Source organism: Streptomyces griseiscabiei, from assembly GCF_020010925.1.
GTDB lineage: Bacteria > Actinomycetota > Actinomycetes > Streptomycetales > Streptomycetaceae > Streptomyces > Streptomyces griseiscabiei.
Window position 1 is genome coordinate 3,764,129 of sequence record NZ_JAGJBZ010000002.1, and the last position, 26,730, is coordinate 3,790,858.

The following is a 26,730-nucleotide window of genomic DNA, read 5'->3' on the forward strand; positions in this document are numbered from 1 at the left end:
AGGTGACGGTGCACAGTGACTGACGGCACGCTCAACGACGACAAGCTCCGCGACTACCTCAAGCGGGTCGCGGCCGACCTGCACCGCACCCGGCGACGGCTGCACGAGGTGGAGGCCCGGCAGCAGGAACCCGTGGCCATCGTCGGCATGGGCTGCCGCTACCCGGGGGGCGTCGTGTCCCCCGAGGAGCTGTGGCAGCTCGTCGCCTCCGGCACCGACGCCGTCGCCGGCTTCCCCGCCGACCGGGGCTGGGACCTCGCCGCCCTGCACGACCCCGGCCGGGAGCGTCCCGGTACGACCTACGCCGCCGAGGGCGGATTCCTCACCGACGCCGCCGACTTCGACCCCGGCTTCTTCGGCATCTCGCCCCGCGAGGCGCTCGCCATGGACCCGCAGCAGCGGCTGCTGCTGGAGACCACCTGGGAGGCCTTCGAACGAGCGGGCCTCGACCCGGCCGGACTGCGCGGCAGCGACACCGGGGTCTTCGTCGGCGTGATGTACCAGGACTACGGACTACGGCTGCGCCAGGTCCCGGACGACATCCAGGGGTACATCGGCAACGGCAACTCCGACAGCGTCGCCTCCGGCCGCCTCTCGTACACCTTCGGTCTGGAGGGCCCGGCGGTGACGGTGGACACGGCCTGCTCGTCCTCCCTCGTCGCACTGCACCTGGCCACCCAGGCGCTGCGCCGGGGGGAGTGCGGGCTGGCGCTGGCAGGCGGCGCCATGATCATGTCGACACCGGTGCCGTTCGTCGAGATGAGCCGGCAGGGCGGGCTCGCCGCCGACGGCCGCTGCAAGTCCTTCGCCGCCGGGGCCGACGGCACCGGCTGGGGCGAGGGCGTCGGCATGCTCCTGCTGGAGCGGCTGTCCGACGCCCGCCGCAACGGCCATCCCGTGCTCGCCCTGGTACGCGGCACCGCCGTCAACCAGGACGGCGCGAGCAGCCGCCTGACCGCCCCCAACGGACCCGCCCAGCAGCGGGTCGTCCGACGGGCGCTCGCCGACGCCGGGCTCACCCCCGCCGACGTCGACGTGGTCGAGGCGCACGGCACCGGTACGCCCCTCGGCGACCCCATCGAGGCACAGGCCCTGCTGGCCACGTACGGGCAGGACCGGCCCACCGACCGGCCCCTGCTGCTCGGCTCGCTGAAGTCCAACATGGGCCACACCCAGGCCGCGGCGGGCGTCGGCGGTGTCATCAAGATGGTGATGGCGATGAGCCGGGGCGTCGTGCCGCCCACCCTGCACGTCGAGCGGCCCACCCCCACGGTCGACTGGTCCTCGGGCGCGGTGGAACTCGTCACCGAGGCGAGGCCCTGGCCGGAGACCGGCGCACCGCGCCGGGCGTCCGTCTCGTCCTTCGGGATCAGCGGCACCAATGGACACGTCGTCCTCGAACAGGCCGGACACGAGCCCGAGTCCGCCCCGGCCCCGGGAACGGAGCCCGGCACCACCGATGAGCCCGGCCTCCCGACCGCCCTGCCCTGGCCCGTCTCCGCCCGCAGCCGCGAGGCCCTGCGCGCCCAGGCCCGCCGCCTCGCCGCCCACCTCGACACACACCCCGGACAGCGGCCCGTCGACATCGGCCACGCACTGGCCACCACCCGGGCCGCGCTCGAACACCGTGCCGTCGTGGTCGCCGCGGACGAGGAGGGGTTCCGGCGCGGCCTGCGGGCCCTGGCCGAGGACACCCCCGAGCCCGGGCTGCTCCGCGGCACCGGCGGCCCCGGAGCCGACACCGCGTTCGTCTTCCCCGGCCAGGGCTCGCAGTGGACCGGCATGGCAGCCGAACTCCTCGACACCGCCCCCGTCTTCGCGGAACGGATCGCCGACTGCGCACGCGCCCTGGCCCCCCACACCGACTGGTCCCTGACCGACGTACTGCGCGACGCCCCCGGCACCCCGCCGCCGGACCGCGTCGACGTGGTCCAGCCCGCGCTGTGGGCCGTGATGGTGTCGCTGGCCGCGCTGTGGCGGTCGTACGGTGTCGAGCCGTCCGCCGTCGCGGGGCACAGCCAGGGCGAGATCGCCGCCGCCGTGGTCGCCGGGGCGCTGTCCCTGGAGGACGGCGCCAAGGTCGTCGCGCTGCGCAGCAGGGCCATCGTCGCGCTCGCCGGGGCGGGCGGCATGGCGTCCGTGCCGTTGCCGGTCGACGAGGTCCGCGCCCTGCTGAGCGACGGGGACGGCCGGCTGTCCGTCGCGGCCGTCAACGGGCCCGCCTCCGTGGTCGTCTCCGGCGACCGGGCGGCGCTCGACGACCTGATCGACCGGCTCACCGCCCGCGACCTCAGAGTCCGGCGGATCCCCGTCGACTACGCCTCGCACAGCGCCCACGTCGAGCGCGTCCAGGACGAACTGCTCCGGCTGCTGGCCGACATCACCCCCCGCCCCTCCGACATCCCCTTCTACTCGACCGTCACCGCCGAACCGCTCGACACCACCGGCCTCGACGCCGGCTACTGGTACCGCAACCTGCGCCGGACCGTCGAGTTCGAACAGACCACCCGCGCCCTGCTGGCCGCCGGCCACCACGTCCTCGTCGAGATCAGCCCCCACCCGGTGCTCACCGTCCCGATGGAGGAGACCGCCAGGGCCGCCGGGGTCGACGAGGCCGTGGTCATCGGCACGCTGCGCCGCGACGACGGCGGCCGGGCCAGGTTCCTCGCCGCCGTCGGCGAGCTGTACGTCCACGGCGTACGCGTCGACTGGCGTGCCGCCTACGCCGCGTGGAGCCCCCGCCGGGCCGACCTGCCGACGTACGCGTTCCAGCGCCGCCGGTACTGGCTGGAGGACTCCGCCGCGCCGCAGGGCGACATGGCCTCGGCCGGCCTCGCCGCCGCCGACCATCCGCTGCTCGGCGCGGTCGCCGCCCTCGCCGACGGGGACGGACTGCTCCTCACCGGCCGTCTCTCCACCCGCACCCACCCCTGGCTCGCCGACCACGCCGTCCGTGACGCCGCCCTGCTGCCCGGCACCGCCTTCCTGGAACTGGCGGTCCGCGCGGGCGACCAGGTCGGCTGCGGCCAGGTCGAGGAACTCACCCTGGAGGCCCCGCTCGTCCTGCCCCCGCAGGGCGGCGTCGCCGTCCAGCTCGCCGTCGGCGCCCCGGACCGGGACGGGCGCCGCCCGCTGAGCCTGCACGCCCGCCCGGACGGCACCGACGACCTGCCGTGGACGTGCCACGCCCGGGGGCTGCTGGCTCCCGCCGCCGAGGACGCGGAGCCGGAGCCGGAGGCGGCGGACTGGCCGCCGGCGGGCGCGGAGCCGGTGGACCTGGACGGTCTGTACGAGCGCTTCGCGCAGGGCGGCTTCGCGTACGGGCCGGCGTTCCAGGGGCTGCGGGCGGCGTGGCGGCTGGGGGAGGAGGTGTTCGCGGAGGCGAGCCTGTCGTCGGAGCTGCGGGCCGAGGCGGCGCGGTTCGGGCTGCATCCCGCGCTCCTCGACGGCGCCCTGCACGCGACCGGCCTCGGTGAGGCCGCCGAGGGCCGGATGCCGTTCGTCTGGACCGGGGCCGTCCTCCACGCGCAGGGCGCGACCGGTCTGCGGATGCGCATCACCCCCGCCGGCCCCGACACGGTGACACTGCGCGCCCTCGACCAGGCCGGACGGCCCGTCCTGACCGTGGCGGGCCTGGCCCTGCGGCCGGTCGGCGCCGGGACTTCCACGGCCCCGGCCGCCGGACGCCACCACGACTCCCTGTTCCGCCTCGACTGGACACCGGTCCGTCCGGTGCCCGGCCCCACGGCGGCCTCCTGGGCGGTCCTGGGCCCCACCGAGGACACTCCGGGAGTCGCCCGCCACGCGGACCTCGCCGCGCTCCGGGACGCCGACGGGCCCCTGCCGGAGTTCGTCCTCGCCGACCTCGGCGCGGCCCCGGACGACCAGTCCGACGGGCTCGCCGACACCACCCGCACCGCGGTGCACGACGCCCTCGCCCTCGTCCAGGACTGGCTCGCCGACGACCGGTTCACCGGGACACGGCTCGTCCTCGTCACCCGGGGCGCGATCGCCGCCCGGCCCGGCGAGGACGTACCGAACCTGCCGCACAGCGCGGTGTGGGGGCTGGTGCGCTCCGCGCAGACCGAGCACCCGGACCGCCTCCACCTCGTCGACCTCGACCCGGACGCCCACCTCCCGGCCGCCCTCGCCGCCGTGCTCACCGCCACCGCCGAGACACAGTTCGCGGTGCGCGGCTCCGAGGTCCTCGTACCGAGGCTGGCCAGGATTCCCGTACGGGACGACGACGCGGCCCCTTCCCTGGACCCCGACGGCACTGTCCTGATCACCGGCGGCACCGGTCTGCTCGGCGCCCGCGTCGCCCGTCACCTCGTCACCGGACACGGCGCACGGCACCTGCTGCTGACCAGCCGCAGCGGCCCGGACGCCCCCGGTGCGGCCGAACTGCGCGACGAACTGGCCGCGCTCGGCGCGGAGGTGAGCGTCGTCGCCTGCGACGCGGCCGACGCGGAGCGGCTCGCCGAGGTCCTGGCCGGCGTACGGCATCCGCTGACGGCCGTCGTCCACGCCGCCGGAGTGCTCGACGACGGCGTGATCTCCTCCCTCACCCCCGAGCGGGTCGACGCCGTCCTGCGGCCCAAGACCGACGCGGCACTCAACCTGCACCGGCTCACCGCCGACATGGACCTCGCGGCGTTCGTGCTCTTCTCCTCCGCCGCCGGTACCTTCGGCGGCCCCGGACAGGGCAACTACGCCGCCGCCAACGCCTTCCTGGACGCCCTGGCCCACCACCGCCGGGCCCGGGGCCTGGCCGGACGGTCCGTCGCCTGGACGCTGTGGGAGCGGCGCAGCGCCATGACCGGGCACCTCGGCGACGACGAGGTCCGCCGTGTCGCCCGCTCGGGCCTGCCGCCCCTGACCGACGCGCAGGGCCTCGCCCTCCTCGACTCCGCGCTCACCGTCGACGAACCGCTACTGGTGGCCCTCAGGCTGGACACGGCCGCGCTGCGCGCCCGCGCCGAGAGCGAACCCGTACCCCGTCTGCTGCACGGAGTGGTCCGGCTGCCCGCCCGCCGCCAGGCCGCCCTGGCCTCCGCCACCGACGGTGACGGTGACCGCGGCCCCCTGGCCGAGCGGCTCGCCGCCCTGGACGCCCCCGCCCGCCGCCGCGAACTCCTCGACCTGGTCCGGGGCCAGGTCGCCGCCGTCCTCGGCCACCCGTCGCCCGAGGCCGTCGAGGCGGGCCGCGCCTTCCGGGACCTCGGCTTCGACTCGCTGGCCGCCGTCGACCTCCGCAACCGCCTCGGCAACGCCACCGGACTGCGGCTGCCCGCCACCCTCGTCTTCGACCACCCGACCCCCGAGGTCCTCGCGGCCCACCTCGGCGGCGAACTGCTCGGCGCGGACCCCGGCCGCGTGGCGACCGCCGTCCCGGTCGGCGGCGGGGGAGCGGCGACCGACGAGGACCCGATCGCCGTCGTCGCCATGGGCTGCCGCTACCCCGGCGGCGTCCGCTCGCCCGAGGACCTGTGGAACCTGGTCTCCTCCGGCACCGACGGCATCGCCGCCTTCCCGGCCGACCGCGGCTGGGACCTGGACGCCCTCCACGACCCCGACCCCGAACGCCACGGCACCTCGTACGCGCGGGAGGGCGGCTTCCTGTACGACGCGGGGGAGTTCGACGCGGGCTTCTTCGGCATCTCGCCGCGTGAGGCGCTCGCCATGGACCCGCAGCAGCGGCTGCTCCTGGAGACCTCCTGGGAGACGCTGGAGCGCGCGGGCCTCGACCCGGCGGCCCTGAAGGGCTCCGCGACAGGCGTCTTCGTCGGCGTCATGCACCAGGACTACGCCGCCCGGCTCCTGCCCCACATCCCCGAGGAGGTCGAGGGCTTCCTCGGCGCCGGCAACTCGGGCAGTGTCGTCTCCGGCCGCGTCGCCTACGTCCTGGGACTTGAGGGCCCGGCGGTCACTGTCGACACCGCGTGCTCGTCCTCGCTGGTCGCCCTGCATCTCGCGACCCGGGCGCTGCGCTCCGGTGAATGCGCCCTCGCCCTCGCCGGCGGTGTCACCGTCATGTCCAGCCCCGAACTGTTCGTCGAGTTCAGCCGCCAGCGGGGCCTGGCCCCCGACGGCCGCTCCAAGCCCTTCGCCGCGGCCGCCGACGGTGTCGGCTTCGGCGAGGGCGTGGGCATGGTGCTGCTGGAGCGGTTGTCCCACGCCCGCCGCAACGGCCACCGGGTGCTGGCCCTCGTGCGGGGCAGCGCGGTCAACCAGGACGGCGCCAGCAACGGGCTCACCGCGCCCAACGGGCCCTCGCAGCAGCGCGTGATCCGCGCGGCGCTCGCCGACGCCCGGCTCTCGCCCGGTGACGTGGACGTCGTCGAGGCACACGGCACCGGAACCCGGCTCGGGGACCCGATCGAGGCGCAGGCGGTGCTTGCCACCTACGGCCAGGACCGTGAACAGCCGCTGTGGCTGGGGTCGTTGAAGTCGAACATCGGGCACACCTCAGCGGCCGCCGGCGTGGGCGGTGTCATCAAGATGGTCGAGGCGATGCGGCACGGGGTGCTGCCCCGGACACTGCACGTGGACGCGCCGACCCCGCAGGTCGACTGGTCCGCCGGCGCGGTGGAACTGCTGACCGAGGAACGCTCCTGGCCCGCCGGCCCCGACCGGCCCCGCCGCGCCGGAGTCTCCTCCTTCGGCATGAGCGGCACCAACGCCCACCTGGTCCTGGAGCACGTCGACGAGGACATCGAGCGGCCCGCGCCCCCCGAGGGACCCGCCGTCCCCTGGGTCCTCTCCGGCCACACCCTCGAAGCACTGCGCGCCCAGGCCGAACGGCTCGCCCGCCACGCCGACGCCCACCCCGGGCAGGACGCCGCCGCCATCGGACTGGCCCTCGCCACCACCCGCACCCGGCACGACCACCGGGCCGTCCTCGTCGGCGACCGCGATCAACTGACCGCCGGACTGCGGGCCCTGGCGGCCGACGCACCCCTCGCCACCGTGGCCCGGGGCACCGCGACCGCCGTCGGGCGCACCGTGTTCGTCTTCCCCGGCCAGGGCGCCCAGTGGACCGGCATGGCACTGGACCTGCTCGACTCCTCGCCGGTCTTCGCCGCCCGCATGGCCGCCTGCGAACGCGCCCTCGCCCCGCACGTCGACTGGTCCCTGACCGGGGTCCTGGCCTCCGCCACGGACCTGGAGCGCGTGGACGTGGTCCAGCCCGCGCTCTGGGCCGTCATGGTGTCGCTGGCCGAGACCTGGCGGTCCTGCGGCGTCGAACCGGACGCCGTACTCGGCCACAGCCAGGGCGAGATCGCGGCGGCGGTCGTCGCCGGGGCACTCACCCTGGAGGACGGCGCCAAGGTCGTCGCCCTGCGCAGCAGGCTGCTGCGCGCCGTCGCCGGGCACGGCGGCATGGCCTCGGTGGCGCTGCCCGCCGACCGCACCCGCGAACTGCTGGCCGGCTGGGGCGAGAGGATCTCGGTCGCCGCCGTGAACGGCCCGCGCTCCACCGTGGTCGCGGGCGAGACCGCGGCCCTGGCGGAACTCCTCGCCTCCTGCGAGAAGGACGGCGTACGCGCCCGGCGCATCGAGGTCGACTACGCCTCCCACTCCTCCGGGATGGACCCCCTGCGCGCCGAACTGCTCGATGTCCTCGCCGACATCACCCCCCGCGCGGCAGGCACCCGGATGTTCTCCACCCTGGAGGCCGACTGGATCGAGGGGCCCGAACTCACCGCCGACTACTGGTTCCGCAACCTGCGGGGCACGGTCGAGTTCGCACCCGCCGTACGGGCCCTGACCGGCGCCGGATACACCACCTTCGTCGAGTCGAGCCCGCACCCCGTGCTCGCCCCGGCCGTCCAGGAGGTGCTGGAGGACGCCGCCGTCCCGGGCGTGGTCGTCGGCTCGCTGCGCCGCGACGACGGCGGCCGGGACCGGCTGCTGCTGTCGCTGGGCGAGGCCCATGTCCAGGGCGTGCCCGTCGACTGGCCCGCCGCCCTCGGCCGCACGCGCGGTCCGGCGGACCTGCCGACCTACGCCTTCCGGCGCACCCGCTACTGGCTCGACGCCCCCGTCCGCACCGGAGACGTGGCCGCCGCCGGACTGGGCGCCACGGACCACCCGCTGCTGGGGGCCGCCGTGGACCTGGCCGATTCGGGGGAGCGGTTGCTCACCGGGCGGCTCTCGACCCGGACCCACCCGTGGCTCGCCGACCACGTCGTCTCCGGGACCAACCTGCTGCCCGGCACCGCCTTCCTGGAACTCGCCCTGCGCGCCGCCGACGAGGCCGACAGCGCCCTCGTCGACGAACTCACCCTCCAGGCCCCGCTGGTCCTCCCCGAGCGGGACGCGGTCCACCTCCAGCTGCGCGTCGGACCGCCCGACGACAGCGGCAGGCGCCCCCTCGGCCTGTACTCCCGCCCCGAGACCGCCCCGGGCGCGGACTGGACCCCGCACGCCACCGGCACCCTCGCCCCCGGCGACCGCGCCCACGGCCCGTCCGCGCCGCACGCCTGGCCCCCGGCCGGTACCGAGCCGGTCGACCTGGAGGGCGTCTACGACCGCTTCGCCGAGGCCGGTTACCGCTACGGCCCCGCCTTCCAGGGGCTGCGCGCCGCCTGGCGCGACGGCACCGACGTGTACGCGGAGGTCGCGCTCGAACGGCAGTCGGACAGCGGCGGCTACCTCGTCCACCCGGCACTGCTGGACGGCGCCCTCCAGGCGTCCGCCCTCCTCGGCGACCGGCCCGGCCCCGCCCGGCTGCCCTTCTCCTGGAACGGCGTCACCGCCCACGCCGCCGGCGCGTCGGCGTTGCGCGTCCGGATCGGCCCGGCCGGGCCCGACGCGGTGAGCCTGGACGCCTGGGACCCGACCGGGCAGCCGGTGCTGTCCGCCGAGTCGCTGGTGCTGCGGCCCCTGTCCCCGGACCTTCTCACGGCGGCCGCGACGGGCCGGGACGGCCTGTACCGCCTGGACTGGACCCCGGCCCCCGGCGGCACCGACACCGCCGGCCCGCTCACCGGCTGGGCGGACCACGACGACATCGGCTCCGGCGCGCAGCCCACGGCGGTCGTCTGGACCTGCCCCACCGCCACCGGCCCCGACGAGGCCGCCCGCGTCCGGGACATCGCGACCGCCGCCCTCGCCGTCGTCCAGCGATGGCCGTCCGACCCCCGCTCCGGCGACGCCCCCCTCGTGGTCGTCACCCGGCACGCGGTCGCGACCGGGCCCGGCGGACACCCCGCCGACCCGGCGCACGCCGGCGCCTGGGGCCTGGTCCGGGCCGCCCAGACCGAACACCCGGACTGTTTCGTCCTGCTGGACCTGGACGACACCGAGGAGTCGGCGGACGCCCTGCCCCACCTGCTCGGCCTCGCCCTCGCCACACGGGAACCACAGCTCGCCGCCCGCGCGGGGAACCCGCTCGTCCCCCGGCTGGCCAGGGCGGGACGGCCCGGCACGCTGACACCGCCGGCCGGCGAAGCGCTCTGGCGGCTGGACACCACCGGAGCGGGCAGCCTCGACGGCCTCGCGCTCGTACCGTCCCCGGAGGCGGGCGCCCCGCTGGCCCCCGGCGAGGTCCGGGTGGCCGTCCGCGCCGCCGGCCTGAACTTCCGGGACATCGCGGTCTGCCTCGGCCTCGCCCCCGACCAGCGGATCCTCGGCAGCGAAGGGGCGGGCACCGTCCTGGAGACCGGCCCCGGCGTGAGCGACCTCGCCCCCGGCGACCGCGTGTTCGGTGTCTTCGGCGGTGCCTTCGGCCCCGTCGCGGTCGCCGACCGGCGCACCCTCGCCCCGATCCCGCCCGGCTGGTCCTACGCCCGCGCCGCCACCGTGCCCATCGCCTTCCTCACCGCCCACTACGGCCTGTTCGACCTCGGCGGCCTGAAAGCGGGGGAGACGGTCGTGGTGCACTCCGCGGCCGGCGGTGTCGGCATGGCCGCCGTCCAGCTCGCCCGGCACGCCGGGGCCGAGGTGTACGGCACCGCGAGCCCCGGCAAGTGGGACGTCCTGCGCGGCCTCGGCCTCGACGACGCCCACATCGCCTCCTCACGCACCCTCGACTTCGCCGACCGCTTCCTCGACGCGACCGGCGGACGCGGCGCCGACGTCGTACTGGACTGCCTGGCACGGGAGTTCGTCGACGCCTCCCTGCGGCTGCTGCCGCGCGGCGGGCGCTTCTTGGAGATGGGCAAGACCGACATCCGCGACGCGGACGGCGTGGCCGCCGACCACCCCGGGGTCCGCTACCGGGCGTACGACCTGGCGGAGGCGGGCCCCGAGCGGATCGCGGAGACGCTCGACCTGATCCTCGACCTGTTCCGCGAGGGCACGCTCACCCCGCTGCCGCTCACCTGCTGGGACGTACGGCGGGCCCCCGAGGCGTTCCGGTACGTCGGCCGGGCCCGGCACACCGGCAAGAACGTGCTGCTGCCGCCCACCGCCCTCGACGCCGACGGCACCGTCCTGATCACCGGCGGCACGGGCACTCTCGGCCGCCTGGTGGCCCGTCACCTCGTCACCGAGCACGGGATACGGCACCTGCTGCTGACCAGCCGCAGCGGCCCCGACGCCCCCGGCGCGGACGCACTGTGCGCCGAACTGGCCGCGCTCGGCGCCGAGGCGAGCGTCGTCGCCTGCGACGCCGCCGACCGCGACCGGCTCGCCGAGGTCCTGGCCGGCGTGACACGCCCCCTCACGGCCGTCGTGCACGCCGCCGGACTCCTCGACGACGCCGTGGTCTCCTCCCTCACCGCCGAGCAGCTGGAGCGCGTACTGCGTCCGAAGACGGACGCGGCGGTGAACCTGCACGAGCTGACCCGGGACCACGACCTCGCCGCCTTCGTCCTGTTCTCCTCCGCCGCGGCCCTGCTCGGCGGCGGCGGACAGGCCAACTACGCGGCCGCCAACGCCGCCCTGGACGCGCTCGCCGAACGCCGCCGCGCCGAGGGCCTGCCGGGCCTCTCCATCGGCTGGGGCATGTGGGAGGAACGCAGCGGTATGACGGGCCATCTCGGCGACGTGGACCTGCGGCGCATGAGCCGCAGCGGGGTCACCCCCCTGACCTCCGAGGAAGGGCTGGCCCTCTTCGACGCGGCCCTCCGCTCCGAGGACGCCTATCTGCTGGCCGCGCGACTGGACACCGCCGCGCTGCGCGCCGGTGGCGGACAGGACGTCCCGGCACTGCTCCGCGGCCTGGTCCGGGCACCGCGCCGACGGGCCGCCGCCGTGAACGGTGACGGCGGCGGCCGGGCCGCGGGCCTCGCCGAACGGCTCGCCGGGCTGTCCGAGGCCGACGCCCACGCCGCGCTGCTGGACCTCGTGCGCGGCCACGCGGCGGCCGTCCTCGGCCACCCCTCGCCCGAACTGGTCCAGCCCACCCGGGCGTTCAAGGAACTCGGCTTCGACTCCCTCACCGGCGTCGAGCTGCGCAACCGGCTGTCGTCCGCGACCGGCGTCCGGCTGCCGGCGGGCATGGTCTTCGACCATCCCACCCCCGACGTACTGGCCCGCCATCTCGCGGCCACCACCGGCCGGCCGGGCCCGGCCAAGGCGTCCGCGCCGCTCGCCGAGCTGGACCGGTTCGCGGAACTGGTCGCCGGCCTCGCGCCGGACGCCCCCGACCGCGACCGGCTCTCCCAGCGGCTGCGCGAGGTGCTGGCCCGCCTCGAAGCCACCGAACCCGCCGACCAGGTCACCGCGGACCACATCGAGTCCGCCTCGCACGACGAGATCTTCGACCTCATCGACAACCAGCTGGGCATCTCGTGACGCCCCGGATCCACGTACAGCCGTTTCCAGGAGAAGGCGAGACCGCACAGTGAGCGACCGCACCGAGCAGAAGCTCCGCGACTACCTCAACCGCGTCACCATCGACCTCCAGCAGACCCGGCGACGCCTGCGGGACGTCGAGGAACGCAGCCGTGAGCCCATCGCCGTCGTCGCGATGAGCTGCCACTTCCCCGGCGGGGTGCACAGTCCGGAGGACCTGTGGGAGCTGGTGGCGGACGGCCGCGACACCTACTCCGGGATCCCCGCCGACCGGGGCTGGGACGCCGCCGGGCTGGCCGGCTCCGGCGTCCCTCTCACCGGGGCCTTCCTGGACGAGGCCGGGGGGTTCGACCCTGCCTTCTTCGGCATCTCGCCCCGCGAGGCGCTCGCCATGGACCCCCAGCAGCGGCTGATGCTCCAGACCTGCTGGGAGGCCGTCGAACGGGGCGGCATCGACCCCGTGTCGCTGCGCGGCAGCCGTACCGGCGTGTTCGCCGCCTCCATCGACCAGGGGTACATGTCGCTGGCCGACGGGGCGCCCGAAAGCGTCCAGGGTTTCCTGATGACCGGCAACGCGATCAGCGTCATGTCCGGGCGCGTCTCCTACGTCATGGGCCTGGAGGGGCCCTCGGTCACGGTCGACACCGCCTGCTCCGCCTCGCTGGTGGCGCTGCACCTCGCCGCGCGGTCGCTGCGCGACAACGAGTGCTCGCTCGCGCTCGTCGGCGGCGTCAACGTGATGGCCCTGCCGGGCGCCTTCGTGGAGATCTCCCGCCAGGGCGGCCTCGCCGCGGACGGCCGCAGCAAGCCCTTCGCGGCGGCGGCCGACGGCGCCGGCTGGGGCGAGGGCGTCGGCGTGCTGCTCGTGGAGCGGCTCTCCGACGCCCGCGCCAACGGCCACCCGGTCCTCGCGGTGCTGCGTGGCAGCGCCGTGAACCAGGACGGCGCCAGCAACGGCCTGACCGCCCCCAACGGTCCCTCGCAGCAGCGCGTGATCCGCGCCGCGCTCGCCGACGCCCAGCTGGCACCGGCCGACGTCGACGCCGTCGAGGCGCACGGCACCGGCACCCGGCTCGGCGACCCCATCGAGGCCGACGCCCTGCTCGCCGCCTACGGCCAGGACCGCGCCGAGGACCAGCCGCTCTGGCTCGGCTCCGTCAAGTCCAACATCGGCCACACCCAGGCCGCGGCGGGCCTGGCCGGTGTCATCAAGGTCGTCATGGCGATCCGGCACGGCGTCCTGCCGCAGACCCTGCACGTGGACGCGCCCACCCCGCACGTCGACTGGAGCTCCGGCGGCGTGCGGCTGCTCACCGAGCGCCGCGACTGGCCCGTCGCGGACCACCCGCGCCGCGCGGGCGTCTCCTCGTTCGGCATGAGCGGCACGAACGCGCACGTCATCATCGAGCAGGCATCCGAGGCCGAGCAGCGGCCCGCCGACGAGGGGGCGCCCGAGGACGGCCGGCCGAGCGCGGCAGAGCCCCTGCCGGAGGCCGGGCCGCGTACCGCGCCGGACGCCGGGTCCGGGTCCGTGCCGGGCGCGACACCCCTGCCGGCCGCCGTGCCCTGGCCGCTGTCCGCCCGCAGCCCCGAGGCGCTGCGCGACCAGGCCGCCCGGCTCGCCTCCTGGCTCGCCGACCGGCCCGGCCTCCGCCCGGCCGATGTCGGCCACTCGCTGGCGGCCACCCGCTCCGCCTTCGAGCACCGGGCCGTCGTCGTGGCCGACCGGCCCGAGGGCTTCCTGCGCGGGCTCGCCGCCGTCGCCGCGGGCACCAGCGCCGCCGAGACGGTCACCGGCCGCACCGGCGCGGGCGACGGCAGGACCGTCTTCGTCTTCCCCGGCCAGGGCTCGCAGTGGGCGGGCATGGCACGGCGCCTCCTGGACGAGTCACCGGTGTTCGCCGCCCGCATGGCCGCGTGCGAACAGGCCCTCGCCCCGCACCTGGACTGGTCGCTGTCGGCGGTCGTGCGCGGCGAGCCCGACGCGGCGCCGCTGGACCGCATCGACGTCGTCCAGCCGGTGCTGTTCGCCGTGATGGTCTCCCTCGCCGCCGTCTGGCGCTCCTACGGGGTCGAACCCGACGCCGTCGTGGGCCACTCCCAGGGCGAGATCGCCGCCGCGTACGTCGCCGGCGCCCTGTCGCTCGACGACGCCGCCCGCATCGTCGCCGTGCGCAGCCGCGCCCAGCTGGAACTGTCCGGCGCAGGCGGCATGGCCTCCGTGGCGCTGCCCGCCGACACCCTGCGGGACCGCTTGCGTGCCTGGGACGGCCGTCTGTCGGTCGCCGCCGTCAACGGCCCGGCCTCCGCGGTGGTTTCCGGGGACCCTGAGGCACTGGAGGAGTTCCTCCGCCAGTGCGAGGAACGCGAGGTGCGGACCCGGCGGGTCGCCGCCGACGTGGCGGGCCACTCCGCGCACATGGACCGGCTCCGCGACGGCCTGCTCGACGCGCTCGCCGGCGTCCGGCCCACCGCCGCCACGATCCCGTTCTGCTCCACGGTGACCGGCGGATCCCTCGACACGACCGGCCTGGACGCCGACTACTGGTTCCGGAACGTGCGGCAGACCGTCGAGTTCGACGCCGCCGTGCGCGACCTCGTCCGGCGCGGCCACAGCGTCTTCGTCGAGATCAGCCCGCACCCCGTGCTCACCGTCCCGACGCAGGACACCCTCGACGACCTCGCCGACCCCGACGCGGCGGTCCCGGCCCCGCCGACCCTGGTCACCGGCACCCTGCGCCGCGACGAGGGCGGCCTGCACCGGGTGCTCACCGCCCTCGCCCAGGCGCACGCGCACGGCGTGCCGGTGGACTGGGCGGCCGTGTTCGCCGCTCACCGGCCCGAGCGGGTCGAACTGCCCACGTACGCCTTCCAGAACCGGCGCTTCTGGCTGGAGCCGCAGACCCGGCCCGGCACCACGCGGGACACCACCGACCCGGCGGACGCCGCCTTCTGGGAAGCCGTCGAACGCGAGGACGTCGCCGCGGTCGCCGCCACACTCGGCGTCGAGGCCGCCAGCTGGAGCGACGTCCTGCCCGCCCTCTCCGCCTGGCGCCGCGACCGCCGTGACCGGGCCGTCCTCGACGGCTGGCGCTACCACGTCTCCTGGCAGCGGCTCACGGCCAAGGCCGCCGGACCGCTGCGGGGCCGCTGGCCGGTCCTCGTCCCGGACGGTCACACCGGCGACGCGGCGGTGACCCGTGCCGTCGAGGCCCTGCGCGAGCGCGGCGCCGACCCCGAACTCGTCGTCCTCGACCACACCCACACCGACCGGTCCCGGCTCACCGGCCACCTGCGCGAACTGCTGACCACCGGGCCCGGCACGCAGGCCGCCCCCGCCGGAGTGCTGTCCCTGCTGGCCCTCGACGAGCGGCCGCACGACGGCCTGCCCGCCCTGCCCGTCGGCCTGGCGCTCACCACGGCCCTCGTCCAGGCGCTGGACGACCTCGGGCTCCGGACCACGCTGTGGTGCGTCACCTCTGGCGCCGTCCCCGTGCACCCGTCCGAACCGGTGCCCCACCCGGTCCAGGCCCTCGTCTGGGGCTTCGGCCGCACGGCGGCCCTGGAACACCCGAGCCTGTGGGGCGGTCTGATCGACCTGCCCGAGCAGTGCGACGAACGCGCCGGACACCTGCTCGCCGACCTCCTGGCCGGAGCCGGCGACGAGGACCAGCTCGCGATCCGGGCCTCCGGCGCCCACGCCCGCCGACTCGTCCGCGCCACCCCCTCCACCCCCGCACCCTCGGCTCCCTGGCGGCCCTCCGGCACGGTCCTCGTCACCGGCGGCACGGGCGGACTCGGCGCCCACGCCGCCCGCTGGCTCGCCCGGGGCGGCGCCGACCACCTGGTCCTCGTCAGCCGCCGGGGCGCGGGCGCCCCCGGCGCCGACGAGCTGGCGGCCGAACTCACCGCGCTGGGCACCGGTGTGACCCTGGCCGCCTGCGACATCACCGACCGCGAGGCGCTCGCCGCGCTCGTCGACCGGGTCGCCGCCGAGGGCCACCCCGTCCGCGCCGTCCTGCACACCGCCGCGGCGGCCCAGCTGTTCCCCGTACGCGACGAGAACCCGGAGAGCATGGCCGCCACCTTGGCCGCCAAGGTCCAGGGAGCCGCCCACCTCGACGCCGTCTTCGCCGACACCGACCTCGACGCGTTCGTCCTGTACTCCTCTGTCTCCGGTGTGTGGGGCAGCGCGGACCACGCCGCCTACGCGGCGGGCAACGCCTACCTCGACGCCCTCGCCGCCCACCGACGCGGCCGGGGCCTCGCCGCCACCTCCGTCGTCTGGGGCATCTGGAGCGCCGAGGGCGGCGGCCTCGCCACCAGCGACCTCGAACGCGCCCTCCTCGAACGCGGCATCCCCTTCATGGACCCGCGGCTGGCCGTCGGCGCCCTCCAGCGCGTCCTGGACGACGACGAGACCGTCGTCGTGGTCGCCGACGTCGACTGGGCCCGCTTCGTGCCCGTCTTCACCTCCGTACGGCCCAGCCCCCTCATCGCCGACCTCCCCGACGTCCGTGCCCTGGCCACCGCCGAGGACCGGACCGAACCCGACCCGGACGCCGCCGACGGCGCCGCCGGACTGCGCCGCACCCTCGCGGGACTGCCCGAGCCCGAGGTCCGGCGGACCCTGCTGGAACTCGTCCGCACCAACGCCGCCGCGGTCCTCGGCCACGACTCCGCCGACGCCGTCCTGCCCGAACGGGCCTTCCGCGAACTGGGCTTCGACTCACTGATCGCCGTCGAACTGCGCAACCGGCTCAACCAGGTCACCGGCCTGCGGCTGCGCGCCACCGTCGTCTTCGACTACTCCTGCGCCGCGCTCCTCGCCGAGCACCTGCGCACCGAACTCCTCGGCGACACCGCCCCGGCCGCGGCCACGACGGCCGTCGTCCCCGTGGCCGACCCCGACGAGCCCATCGCCGTCGTCGCGATGAGCTGCCGCTTCCCCGGGGGCATCGACACCCCGGAGCGGCTGTGGCACCTGCTCGTCGACGGCGGTGAGGTGCTCTCCGGCATGCCCGCCGACCGCGGCTGGCCCCTGGACCGCCTCTACCACCCCGACCCCGACCACCCGGGCACCTCCTACGTCCGCGAGGGCAGCTTCCTGCACGACGCGGGCGACTTCGACCCGGCCTTCTTCGGCATCTCGCCGCGCGAGGCGGTCGCCATGGACCCGCAGCAGCGGCTGCTCCTGGAGACCTCCTGGGAGGCGTTCGAACGGGCGGGCATCGACCCGGCGTCCCTGCGCACCACCCCGACCGGTGTCTTCGCCGGCGTCAACTACCAGGACTACACCTCGCTCGCGGGCTCCTCGCCGGAGGGCGGCGAAGGACATCTGGTCGCGGGCGGAGCCGCCAGTGTGGTCTCCGGGCGCGTCGCCTACACCCTCGGTCTGGAGGGCCCGGCGGTCACCGTCGACACCGCCTGCTCCTCCTCGCTGGTCGCCACCCACCTCGCCGCGCAGGCCCTGCGCGGAGGCGACTGCTCGCTCGCCCTCGCCGGCGGTGTCGCCGTGATGGCCACCCCCGGTGTCTTCGTCGGTTTCTCCCGGCAGCGCGGCCTCGCCGCCGACGGCCGCTGCAAGGCGTTCGGCGCCTCCGCGGACGGCATGGGTCTCGCCGAAGGCGTCGGCGTGGTGCTCCTGGAGCGGCTCTCGGACGCCCGCCGCAACGGCCACCCGGTGCTCGCCGTGCTGCGCGGCAGCGCCGTCAACCAGGACGGCGCCAGCAACGGCCTGTCCGCCCCCAACGGCCTCGCCCAGCAGCGGGTCATCCGCCAGGCCCTCACCAACGCCGGGCTGACCGCGGCCGACATCGACGTCGTCGAGGCGCACGGCACGGGCACCACCCTCGGCGACCCCATCGAGGCGGACGCCCTGCTCGCCACCTACGGACAGGACCGCCCGCACGGCCGCCCGCTCCGGCTCGGCGCGCTCAAGTCCAACATCGGCCACACCCAGGCCGCCTCCGGAGTCGCCGGAATGATCAAGACCGTGCTCTCCCTGCGGCACGGCGTCCTCCCGCGCACCCTGCACGCCGACGAGCCCTCCCCGCACGTCGACTGGGCCTCCGGCGAGGTGGAACTGCTCACCGAGGCACGCGACTGGCCCGACACCGGCGCACCCCGCCGCGCGGGCATCTCCTCCTTCGGCTTCAGCGGCACCAACGTGCACGCCATCCTCGAACAGGCACCGCCCGCCCCCGAGGAGACCGAGGCCGGGACCGAGCCCGAAACCGGGCCGCGGGACGTGCCCTGGGTGCTGTCCGCCAAGTCGGCGCAGGCCCTGGCCCACCAGGCCCGGCGTCTGCGCGACCGCCTCGCCCAGGCGGACGCCCCCGGCCCGCTCGACACCGGCTGCTCCCTGGCGACAGGCCGCACCCCCTTCGAACACCGCGCGGTGCTCCTCGGCACGGAGGGCGGCGCCCCGTCGGCCGCCCTGGACAGCCTGGCTGCCGGTGAGGACGTCCCCGGGCTGATCCGAGGCACCGCCGACACCGACGGCCGCCGCGTGTTCGTCTTCCCCGGCCAGGGCGCCCAGTGGGCCGGCATGGCGGTGGAACTCCTGGACACCTCACCGGTTTTCGCCGCCTCCGTCGCCGCCTGCGAGCAGGCACTGGAGCCTTACGTCGACTGGTCGCTCGACGCCGTGCTGCGCGGCGCCCCGGACACGCCTCCCTTCGAACGGGTCGACGTGGTCCAGCCCGCGCTGTGGGCCGTGATGGTCTCGCTGGCCGCGCAGTGGCGCTCCTGGGGCGTCGAGCCCGACGCCGTCCTCGGCCACAGCCAGGGCGAGATCGCCGCCGCCGTGGTCGCCGGGGCCCTCTCCCTGGACGACGGCGCCAAGGTCGTCGCCCTGCGCAGCCGGGCCATCCTCGCCCTCGCCGGGCACGGCGGCATGGTCTCCGTGGCCGTCCCGCGCGAGCGAGCCGTCGAACTCGTCGCCCGGTGGTCCGGGCGCCTGTCCGTCGCCGCCGTCAACGGACCGTCCGCCGTGGTCGTCTCCGGCGACGCGGAGGCGCTGCGCGAGCTGATCGCCCACTGCGAGGAGGCAGGCGTACGGGCCCGCGCCATCGCCGTCGACTACGCCTCCCACTCCACGCACGTCGAACGCATCCGCGACGAGGTGTCCGAGGTGCTCGCCGGTGTCAAGCCCGTCACCGGACAGGTGCCGCTGTTCTCCACCCTCACCGGCGACTGGCTCGACACCACGGAGATGGACGCCGGGTACTGGTACCGGAACCTGCGCGAGACCGTCGAGTTCGACGGTGCCGTGCGCGCCCTCGCCGACCAGCGCCACCAGGTCTTCGTCGAGGTCTCGCCGCACCCGGTGCTCACCATGTCCGTCCAGGACACCCTGGAGGCCGTAGAGGCCCCGCAGACCGTCGTGACCGGCACCCTGCGCCGGGACGAGGGCGGCCTCGCCCGCGCGCTCACCTCGGCCGCCGAACTGTGGGTGCGTGGCGTCCCCGTCCAGTGGCCGGTCCTCTTCGAGGGCACCGGCGCCCGCCGCGCCGACCTGCCCACCTACCCGTTCGAGCACAAGCGCTACTGGCTCCAGGGCGCCGAACCCACCGCGCGGGCGGGCACCGGGGACGAGGCGGACTCCGAGTTCTGGCGGATCGTCGAGCGCGGCGACGCCGAGGAGGCCGCCGGAGACCTCGCCGTCGACGCCGAGACGCTCGGCACGGTCCTGCCCGCCCTGAACGCCTGGCGCCGCAGGCAGCGAGACGGCGCCGCCGTCGACACCTGGCGCTACCGCGTCGACTGGCAGCCGGTCACCGACCCGCCCGCCGCCGCCCTCTCCGGCACCTGGCTCGTCGTCCTGCCCGAAGGCCACCAGGACGACCAGCTCGTACGGGACGCCCTCCTGACCGTCACCGAAGCCGGCGCCGAGGCCGTCACCGTGCTCCTCACGGACACCGACGTCGACCGGGTCGGCCTCGCGGACCGGCTCACCACCGCCCTGGACGGCCGCACCCCGCACGGCGTCCTGTCGCTGCTGGCGATCGCCGGACGGCCGCACCCCGACCACCCCGCCGTCTCCGCCGGTTCGGCCCTCACCCTCGTCCTGGTGCAGGCGCTCGGCGACCTCGGCGTCGAAGCCCCGCTGTGGTGCGTCACCCACGGCGCGGTCTCCACCGGTGACAGCGACCCGCTCACCGCACCCGACCAGGCACTGGTCTGGGGCACCGGCATGGTCGCCGCCCTGGAGCACCCCACCCGCTGGGGCGGTCTGGTCGACCTGCCGCAGGCCCTCAACTCCCTGTCCCGCGACCGGCTCCGCGCGGTCCTCGCCGACGCCACCGGAGAGGACCAGCTCGCCGTCCGCTCCGCCGGACTGCTCGGCCGACGCCTGGTCCGCGCCCCCCGCCCGCCCGGCACCCGGCCCGCGTGGAAGCCCCGGGGCACCGTCCTCGTCACCGGCGGCACGGGCGCCCTCGGCCCCCACGTCGCGCGCTGGCTCGCCCGAGGCGGCGCCGAGCACCTCGTCCTTCCCGGGCGGCGCGGCGCCGACGTCCCCGGCGCCGACGAACTGCGGGCCGAACTCGCCGAACTGGGCACCCGGCTGTCGCTGCCCGCCTGCGACGTCGCCGACCGCGCCCAGGTCGCCCGGCTGCTGACCTCACTGGAGGAACAGGGCACCCCCGTCACCGCCGTGTTCCACGCCGCCGCCTACATCCAGCTGGCCTCCCTGGACGACACCCCGCTCGACGCCTTCGCCGAGGTCGTCGCCGCCAAGGCGGACGGCGCCCGGCACCTGGACGAACTGCTCGACCACGAACTCGACGCGTTCGTCATGTTCTCCTCCATCGCCGGCGTCTGGGGCAGCAGCAACCACGCCGCCTACACCGCCGGCAACGCCTACCTCGACGCCCTCGCCGAACACCGCAGGGCCCGGGGCCTGAGCGCCACCACCGTCGACTGGGGTGTCTGGTCGGCCGCCAACCCCTGGACCGTCCGCGACACCGTCGACGACTCCGACTTCTACCGTGTCCAGAAGCAGGGCCTGCCCCTCATCGAGCCCGACCTCGCGCTCACCGGCCTCCAGCAGGCCCTCGACGACGACGAGACCGTCATCGCCCTCGCCGACGTCGACTGGGAGCAGTTCGCGGACGTCTTCGGCTCCGTACGCCCCAGCCGCCTGCTCACCGGCGTACCCGAGGCCAGGCGGCAGCTGGAGGAGGCCGCCGCGCCCGGTACGGACGCCACCCCGGCCGCCAACGTGCTGCGCGAGCGCCTGGACGGGCTCGCCGAGGCCGAGCAGCGCCGCATCACCCTGGACCTCGTCCGCACCCACGCCGCGGCCGTCCTCGGCCATGACTCCCCGGAACAGCTGCGGCCGGGCAGGGCGTTCCAGGAACTCGGCTTCGACTCGCTGACCGCCGTCGAACTGCGCAACCGGCTCCGCGCCGCCACCGGCCTCCCGCTGCCCGCCACCCTCGTCTTCGACTACCCGTCCGCGGCCGTGCTCGCCGAGCACATCCGCGCCGAGCTGCTCGGCGAGCACCGGACGCCCGCCACACGGGAGCCCGCGCCCGCCGGCACCGGGGCGGCCGACGAGCCGATCGCGATCGTCGCGATGAGCTGCCGCTTCCCCGGCGGGGTGCACACCCCCGAACAGCTGTGGCGGCTGCTGGAGGAGGGCGGCGACGTCGTCTCGGAGTTCCCGACCGACCGCGGCTGGCCGCTGGAGTCCATGTTCGACCCCGACCCGGACCAGCCCGGCACCAGCTATGTGCGGCACGGCGGATTCCTCTACGACGCCGGTGACTTCGACGCCGACTTCTTCGGCATCTCCCCGCGCGAGGCGGTCGCCATGGACCCGCAGCAGCGACTGCTCCTGGAGACCTCCTGGGAGACCTTCGAACGCGCCGGTCTCGACCCGGACCGCCTGCGCGGCACCGACACCGGCGTCTTCACCGGCGTCAACTACCAGGACTACGGCGCCTCCGTGGCCCAGACCCAGGAGAACGAGGGCCACCTCCTCACCGGCAGCGCGGCCAGCGTGATCTCCGGCCGGATCTCCTACACCCTCGGCCTGGAGGGCCCCGCGGTCACCGTCGACACCGCCTGCTCCGCCTCCCTCGTCGCGGTGCACCTGGCCGCCCAGGCGCTGCGCGCCGGGGACTGCTCCCTCGCCCTGGCCGGCGGCGTCGCGGTGATGTCCAGCCCGGGCGCCATCATCAGCTTCGCCCGCCAGCGCGGCCTCGCCGCCGACGGCCGCTGCAAGGCGTTCTCCGACGCCGCCGACGGCATGGGCATGGCCGAGGGCGTCGGCGTGATCCTCCTCGAACGGCTCTCCGAGGCACAGCGGCACGGGCACCCCGTGCTGGCCGTCCTGCGCGGCAGTGCCGTCAACCAGGACGGCGCCAGCAACGGCCTGACCGCTCCCAACGGCCCCTCCCAGCAGCGGGTCATCCGCGCCGCCCTCGCCAACGCCCGGCTCTCGGCGGCCGACATCGACGTCGTCGAGGCGCACGGCACCGGCACCACGCTCGGCGACCCCATCGAGGCCCAGGCCCTGCTCGCCACGTACGGGCAGGAGCGCTCCGACGGGCGCCCCCTGCTGATCGGCTCCCTGAAGTCCAACATCGGCCACACCCAGGCCGCCGCGGGCGTCGCCGGTGTGATCAAGACCGTCCTGGCGCTCCGGCACGGGCAGGTGCCGCGCACGCTGCACGTCGACCGGCCCTCGACCCAGGTCGACTGGACGGTCGGCGCCGTGGACGTGGTCACCGACGCGACCCCGTGGCCGGCGACGGGCCGCCCGCGCCGCGCCGGGATCTCCGCGTTCGGCATGAGCGGCACCAACGTGCACGCGATCCTGGAAGAGGCCCCGCAGGAAACCCCGCGGCAGACACCTGGTCAGGCACCGGACCGGCCCGTCGCCTGGCCGCTGTCCGCGAAGTCCCCGGACGCCCTGCACGGCCAGGCCGCGCGCCTGACCACCCATCTGACCGAGGCACCGGACGACACGCCCGCCGACATCGGCCGGGCCCTGGCCGCCCGCACCGCCTTCGAACACCGCGCCGTCCTCGTCGGCGACGGCACCCGGCTCCCCGCCGCGCTGACCGCGCTCGCCGACGGAGGCACCGCCCCCGACCTCGTACGCGGCGTCGCCGGCACCGTGGGCCGTACGGTCTTCGTCTTCCCGGGTCAGGGTTCCCAATGGGCCGGTATGGCACGGGAGCTGCTGGACGAGTCGCCGGTGTTCGCGGCCCGGATGGAGGAGTGCGAACGGGCACTGGCGCCCTTCGTCGACTGGTCGCTGCTCGACGCCGTGCGCTCGGGCAGTGCCTGGGACCGGGTGGACGTCGTCCAGCCCGCGCTGTTCGCGGTGATGGTGTCGCTGGCCGAGGTCTGGCGGTCCTTCGGTGTCGTACCGGACGCCGTCGTCGGCCACTCCCAGGGCGAGATCGCCGCCGCCGTCGTGGCGGGGGCGCTGTCCCTGGAGGACGCCGCCCAGGTGGTCGCCCTGCGCAGCAAGACGCTCGACGCGCTGGCCGGTCGCGGCGGCATGGCCTCCCTGTCCCTGCCCGCCGACCAGGCCGAGGCCGCCCTCGCGCCCTGGTCCGGCGCCCTGTCGGTCGCCGCTCTGAACGGCCCCGCCACCACCGTGGTCGCGGGCGACGCGGAGGCCCTGGCGGCCCTGCTCGCGCGGTGCGAGGCCCAGGGCGTACGGGCCCGGCGCATCGACGTCGACTACGCCTCGCACTCCGAGCACGTCGAGGAGATCCACGGCATCCTCATGGACGCCCTGGCGGGCATCAAGCCGCTGCCGAGCGAGGTCCCGCTGTACTCCACGGTGGACGGCGGCTGGCTCGACACCACCGGCATGCACGCCGGCTACTGGTACCGCAACCTGCGGCGGACCGTCGGCTTCGACCCCGCCGTCCGAGCCCTGGCCGCCGAGGGGTTCACCTCCTTCGTCGAGGTCAGCCCGCACCCCGTGCTCACCATGGCCATCGAGGAGACCACCGAGAGCGCCGGACGCGAGGCCGTCGTCCTCGGCACGCTCCGCCGCGACGAGGGCGGCCTGCGACGCGTCCTCAAGTCGGCGGCCGAACTGTGGGTGCGCGGAGGCGCGGTCGACTGGACCGCCGCGTTCCCCGGCGACAGCACGGCCGAGCTGCCGACGTACGCCTTCCAGCGGCGCCGCTACTGGATCCAGCCGCCCGCGGCGACGCCCCGCGGCCCTGGTGCCACCGGCCACCCGCTGCTCGGCACGGCCGTCGAGGTCGCCGACACCGGGGACCTCGTGCTCACCGGCAGCCTGTCGACCCGCACCCACCCCTGGCTGGCGGACCACGCGGTCTCCGGGGTGGTCCTGCTGCCCGGCACCGGCTTCGTGGAACTGGCCGTACGCGCCGGCGACGAGGCGGACTGCCCCCGGGTCGAGGAACTGACACTCCAGGCACCGCTGGTGTTCGACCGGGACGCCGTCCGGATCCAGGTACGGGTCGGCGCGCCCGACGACTCCGGGCGGCGCACCCTCGGCGTGTTCTCCCGGGCCGAGGACGGCAACGGCACCCCGTGGACCGGCCACGCCACCGGCGTCCTCGCCCCCGCCGGGGCCGACGACGCGACGGCCCACCCGTACGGCCCGGCCTGGCCGCCCGCCGGAGCGGAGCCGGTGCCCGTCGACGGCCTCTACGACCGGTTCGCGGACGCCGGCTACGGATACGGCCCCGCCTTCCACGGCCTGCGCGCCGCCTGGCGCCTCGGCCAGGACGTCTACGTGGAGGTCCGGCTCCCGGAGGACCAGCACACGGGGGCCGCCGGCTTCGGTCTGCACCCCGCGCTGCTGGACGCGGCCCTGCACGGTCTGTGGCTGGCCGCCCCGGACGGCGCCGACCAGGACGACGCGCCCGGCACCGCCAGGCTGCCCTTCGCCTGGGAAGGCGTGCGCCTGCACGCCTCCGGCGCGACCGAACTGCGCGTACGGCTGAGCTACGACGACACCGGCTCGGTCGCCCTGTCCGCCGCCGACCCGGCCGGCCGGCCCGTCGCCGACGTGGCGGCACTGGCCATCCGGCCCATCGCCGTCGACGCCCTGCGCGGCGCCGCGGCGCCGGGACGCGACGCGCTGTTCACCCTGGGCTGGACCGCCCTGCCCGCCACCACCGAGCCGCCCGTCGGCCGGTGGGCCGCCCTCGGCACCGAGCGACTGCTGCCCGAGACCCACGAGAACCTCGACGCGCTCACCGCCGCCGTGGACGGGGGCGCCGCCCTGCCCGACGTGGTCGTCACGCTCTGCCCGCCCGGCGGGAACACCGCGGACGCGGCCCGTACCGCGCTCGCGGGCACCCTGCGCCTGCTGCAGACCTGGCTGGCCGACGACCGCTGGGCCGACACCCGCCTGGTCCTCGTCACCCGGGGCGGTGTCGCCACCGCGCGCGGCGAGGACATCGGCGACCTGGCCGCCGCCGCCGTGTGGGGGCTCGTGCGCTCCGCGCAGTCCGAACACCCCGACCGGTTCGTCCTCGTCGACGCCGAGGACCCGGCCGAGGCGCTGAAAGCTCTGCCCGCCGCGCTGTCCGCCACGGAACCCCAGCTCGCGGTACGCGACGGACGGACCCTCGCACCCCGCCTGACCAGGACCCCGCCGACGGACGCCGAGGCCGCGGCCGGCAAACCCTGGGACCCCGAGGGCACGGTGCTCGTCACGGGCGCCTTCGGCGTCCTCGGCGGCCTGGTGGCCCGTCACCTGGTCACCGGGCACGGGGTACGGCACCTGCTGCTGACCGGGCGGCGCGGCGCCGACACCCCCGAGGCGACCGCCCTGGTCGACGAACTCACCGCCCTGGGCGCCCGGGTGGAGACCGCCGCCTGCGACACGGCCGACCGGGACGCCCTGGCCGGACTCCTCGCGGGCGTCCCCGACACCCACCCGCTCACCGCCGTGGTCCACTCGGCCGGCGTCCTCGACGACGGGGTCATCGGCTCGCTGACCCCCGAGCGCCTCGACCGCGTCCTGCGCCCCAAGGCGGACGCCGCGCTCCACCTGCACGAGCTGACCCGCGACCTGCCGCTGGCCGCGTTCGTGCTCTTCTCGTCCGCCTCCGGCACCGTCGGCAGCTCCGGGCAGGGCAACTACGCGGCGGCCAACGCCTTCCTGGACGCGCTCGCCCAGCACCGTCGCGCCCGGGGCCTGCCCGCGCAGTCGATCGCCTGGGGCATGTGGGCCGAGCGCTCCGCGCTGACCGGCACCCTCGACGAGGTCGACCTGCGGCGCATGGCCCGCGGCGGCGTGGGGGCACTCACCTCCGACGAGGGCCTCGCCCTGTTCGACGCCGCCCTCGAACGGGACGACGCCGTGCTGGTCCCGGTCCGGCTCGACCTGGCCAGGCTCCGCGCCAGGGCGGGCACCGGCGCCGTACCCGCCCTCTTCCGCGCACTGGTGCGCGGCGCCGCCCGCCGGACGGCGGCCACCGGCGGCGCCGTCGACGGGGCGGACGCCCTGCGCGGGAGGCTCGCGGGCCTGGCCGCCGACGACGCCCGCGCCGTCCTCGCCGACCTGGTGTGCGCGCACGCCGCCGACGTGCTCGGGCACGCCGGAGCCTCGGCCGTCGACCCCGAACGCGCCTTCCGGCAGCTCGGCTTCGACTCGCTGACCGCGGTGGAACTGCGCAACCGCCTCAACGCGGCCACCGGACTGCGGCTCCCGGCCACCCTGGTGTTCGACTACCCGAGCCCGGCGGCCGTCGCCGGGTACTGCGCCGACCGTCTCGCCCCGGCCGGCCCCCCGCGGGCCGCGGCGGCGCCGGCTCCGGCCGACGAGGAGATCACCCGTGCGCTGTCCACGATCCCGCTGGACAGACTGCGCGACTCCGGCCTGCTGGAGGCACTGCTGCGTCTGGCCGGACCGGACCGGGAGGGCGGCACACCGGAGTCGTCCGAACGGACGGCCGACATCCAGGAGATGGACGTGGACGGCCTCGTACGGCTGGCACTGGGGAGCGAGAGTGCCTGACCGCGTAC

At 76.1% G+C, this 26,730-nt stretch carries 2 protein-coding genes; both read left to right on the top strand.

Annotation, left to right across the window (positions count from 1 at the left end):
- The first annotated feature begins 15 nt into the window (after positions 1-15).
- On the top strand, positions 16-11,745 hold the full coding sequence (locus J8M51_RS33295) for a type I polyketide synthase (protein ID WP_267299668.1): 11,730 nt from the start codon (positions 16-18) through the stop codon (positions 11,743-11,745).
- A 49-nt stretch (positions 11,746-11,794) separates the two neighbouring features.
- Entirely contained in the window at positions 11,795-26,722 is a 14,928-nt protein-coding gene (locus J8M51_RS33300) for a type I polyketide synthase (RefSeq protein WP_267299669.1), read from the top strand.
- The last annotated feature ends 8 nt before the right edge of the window (positions 26,723-26,730 follow it).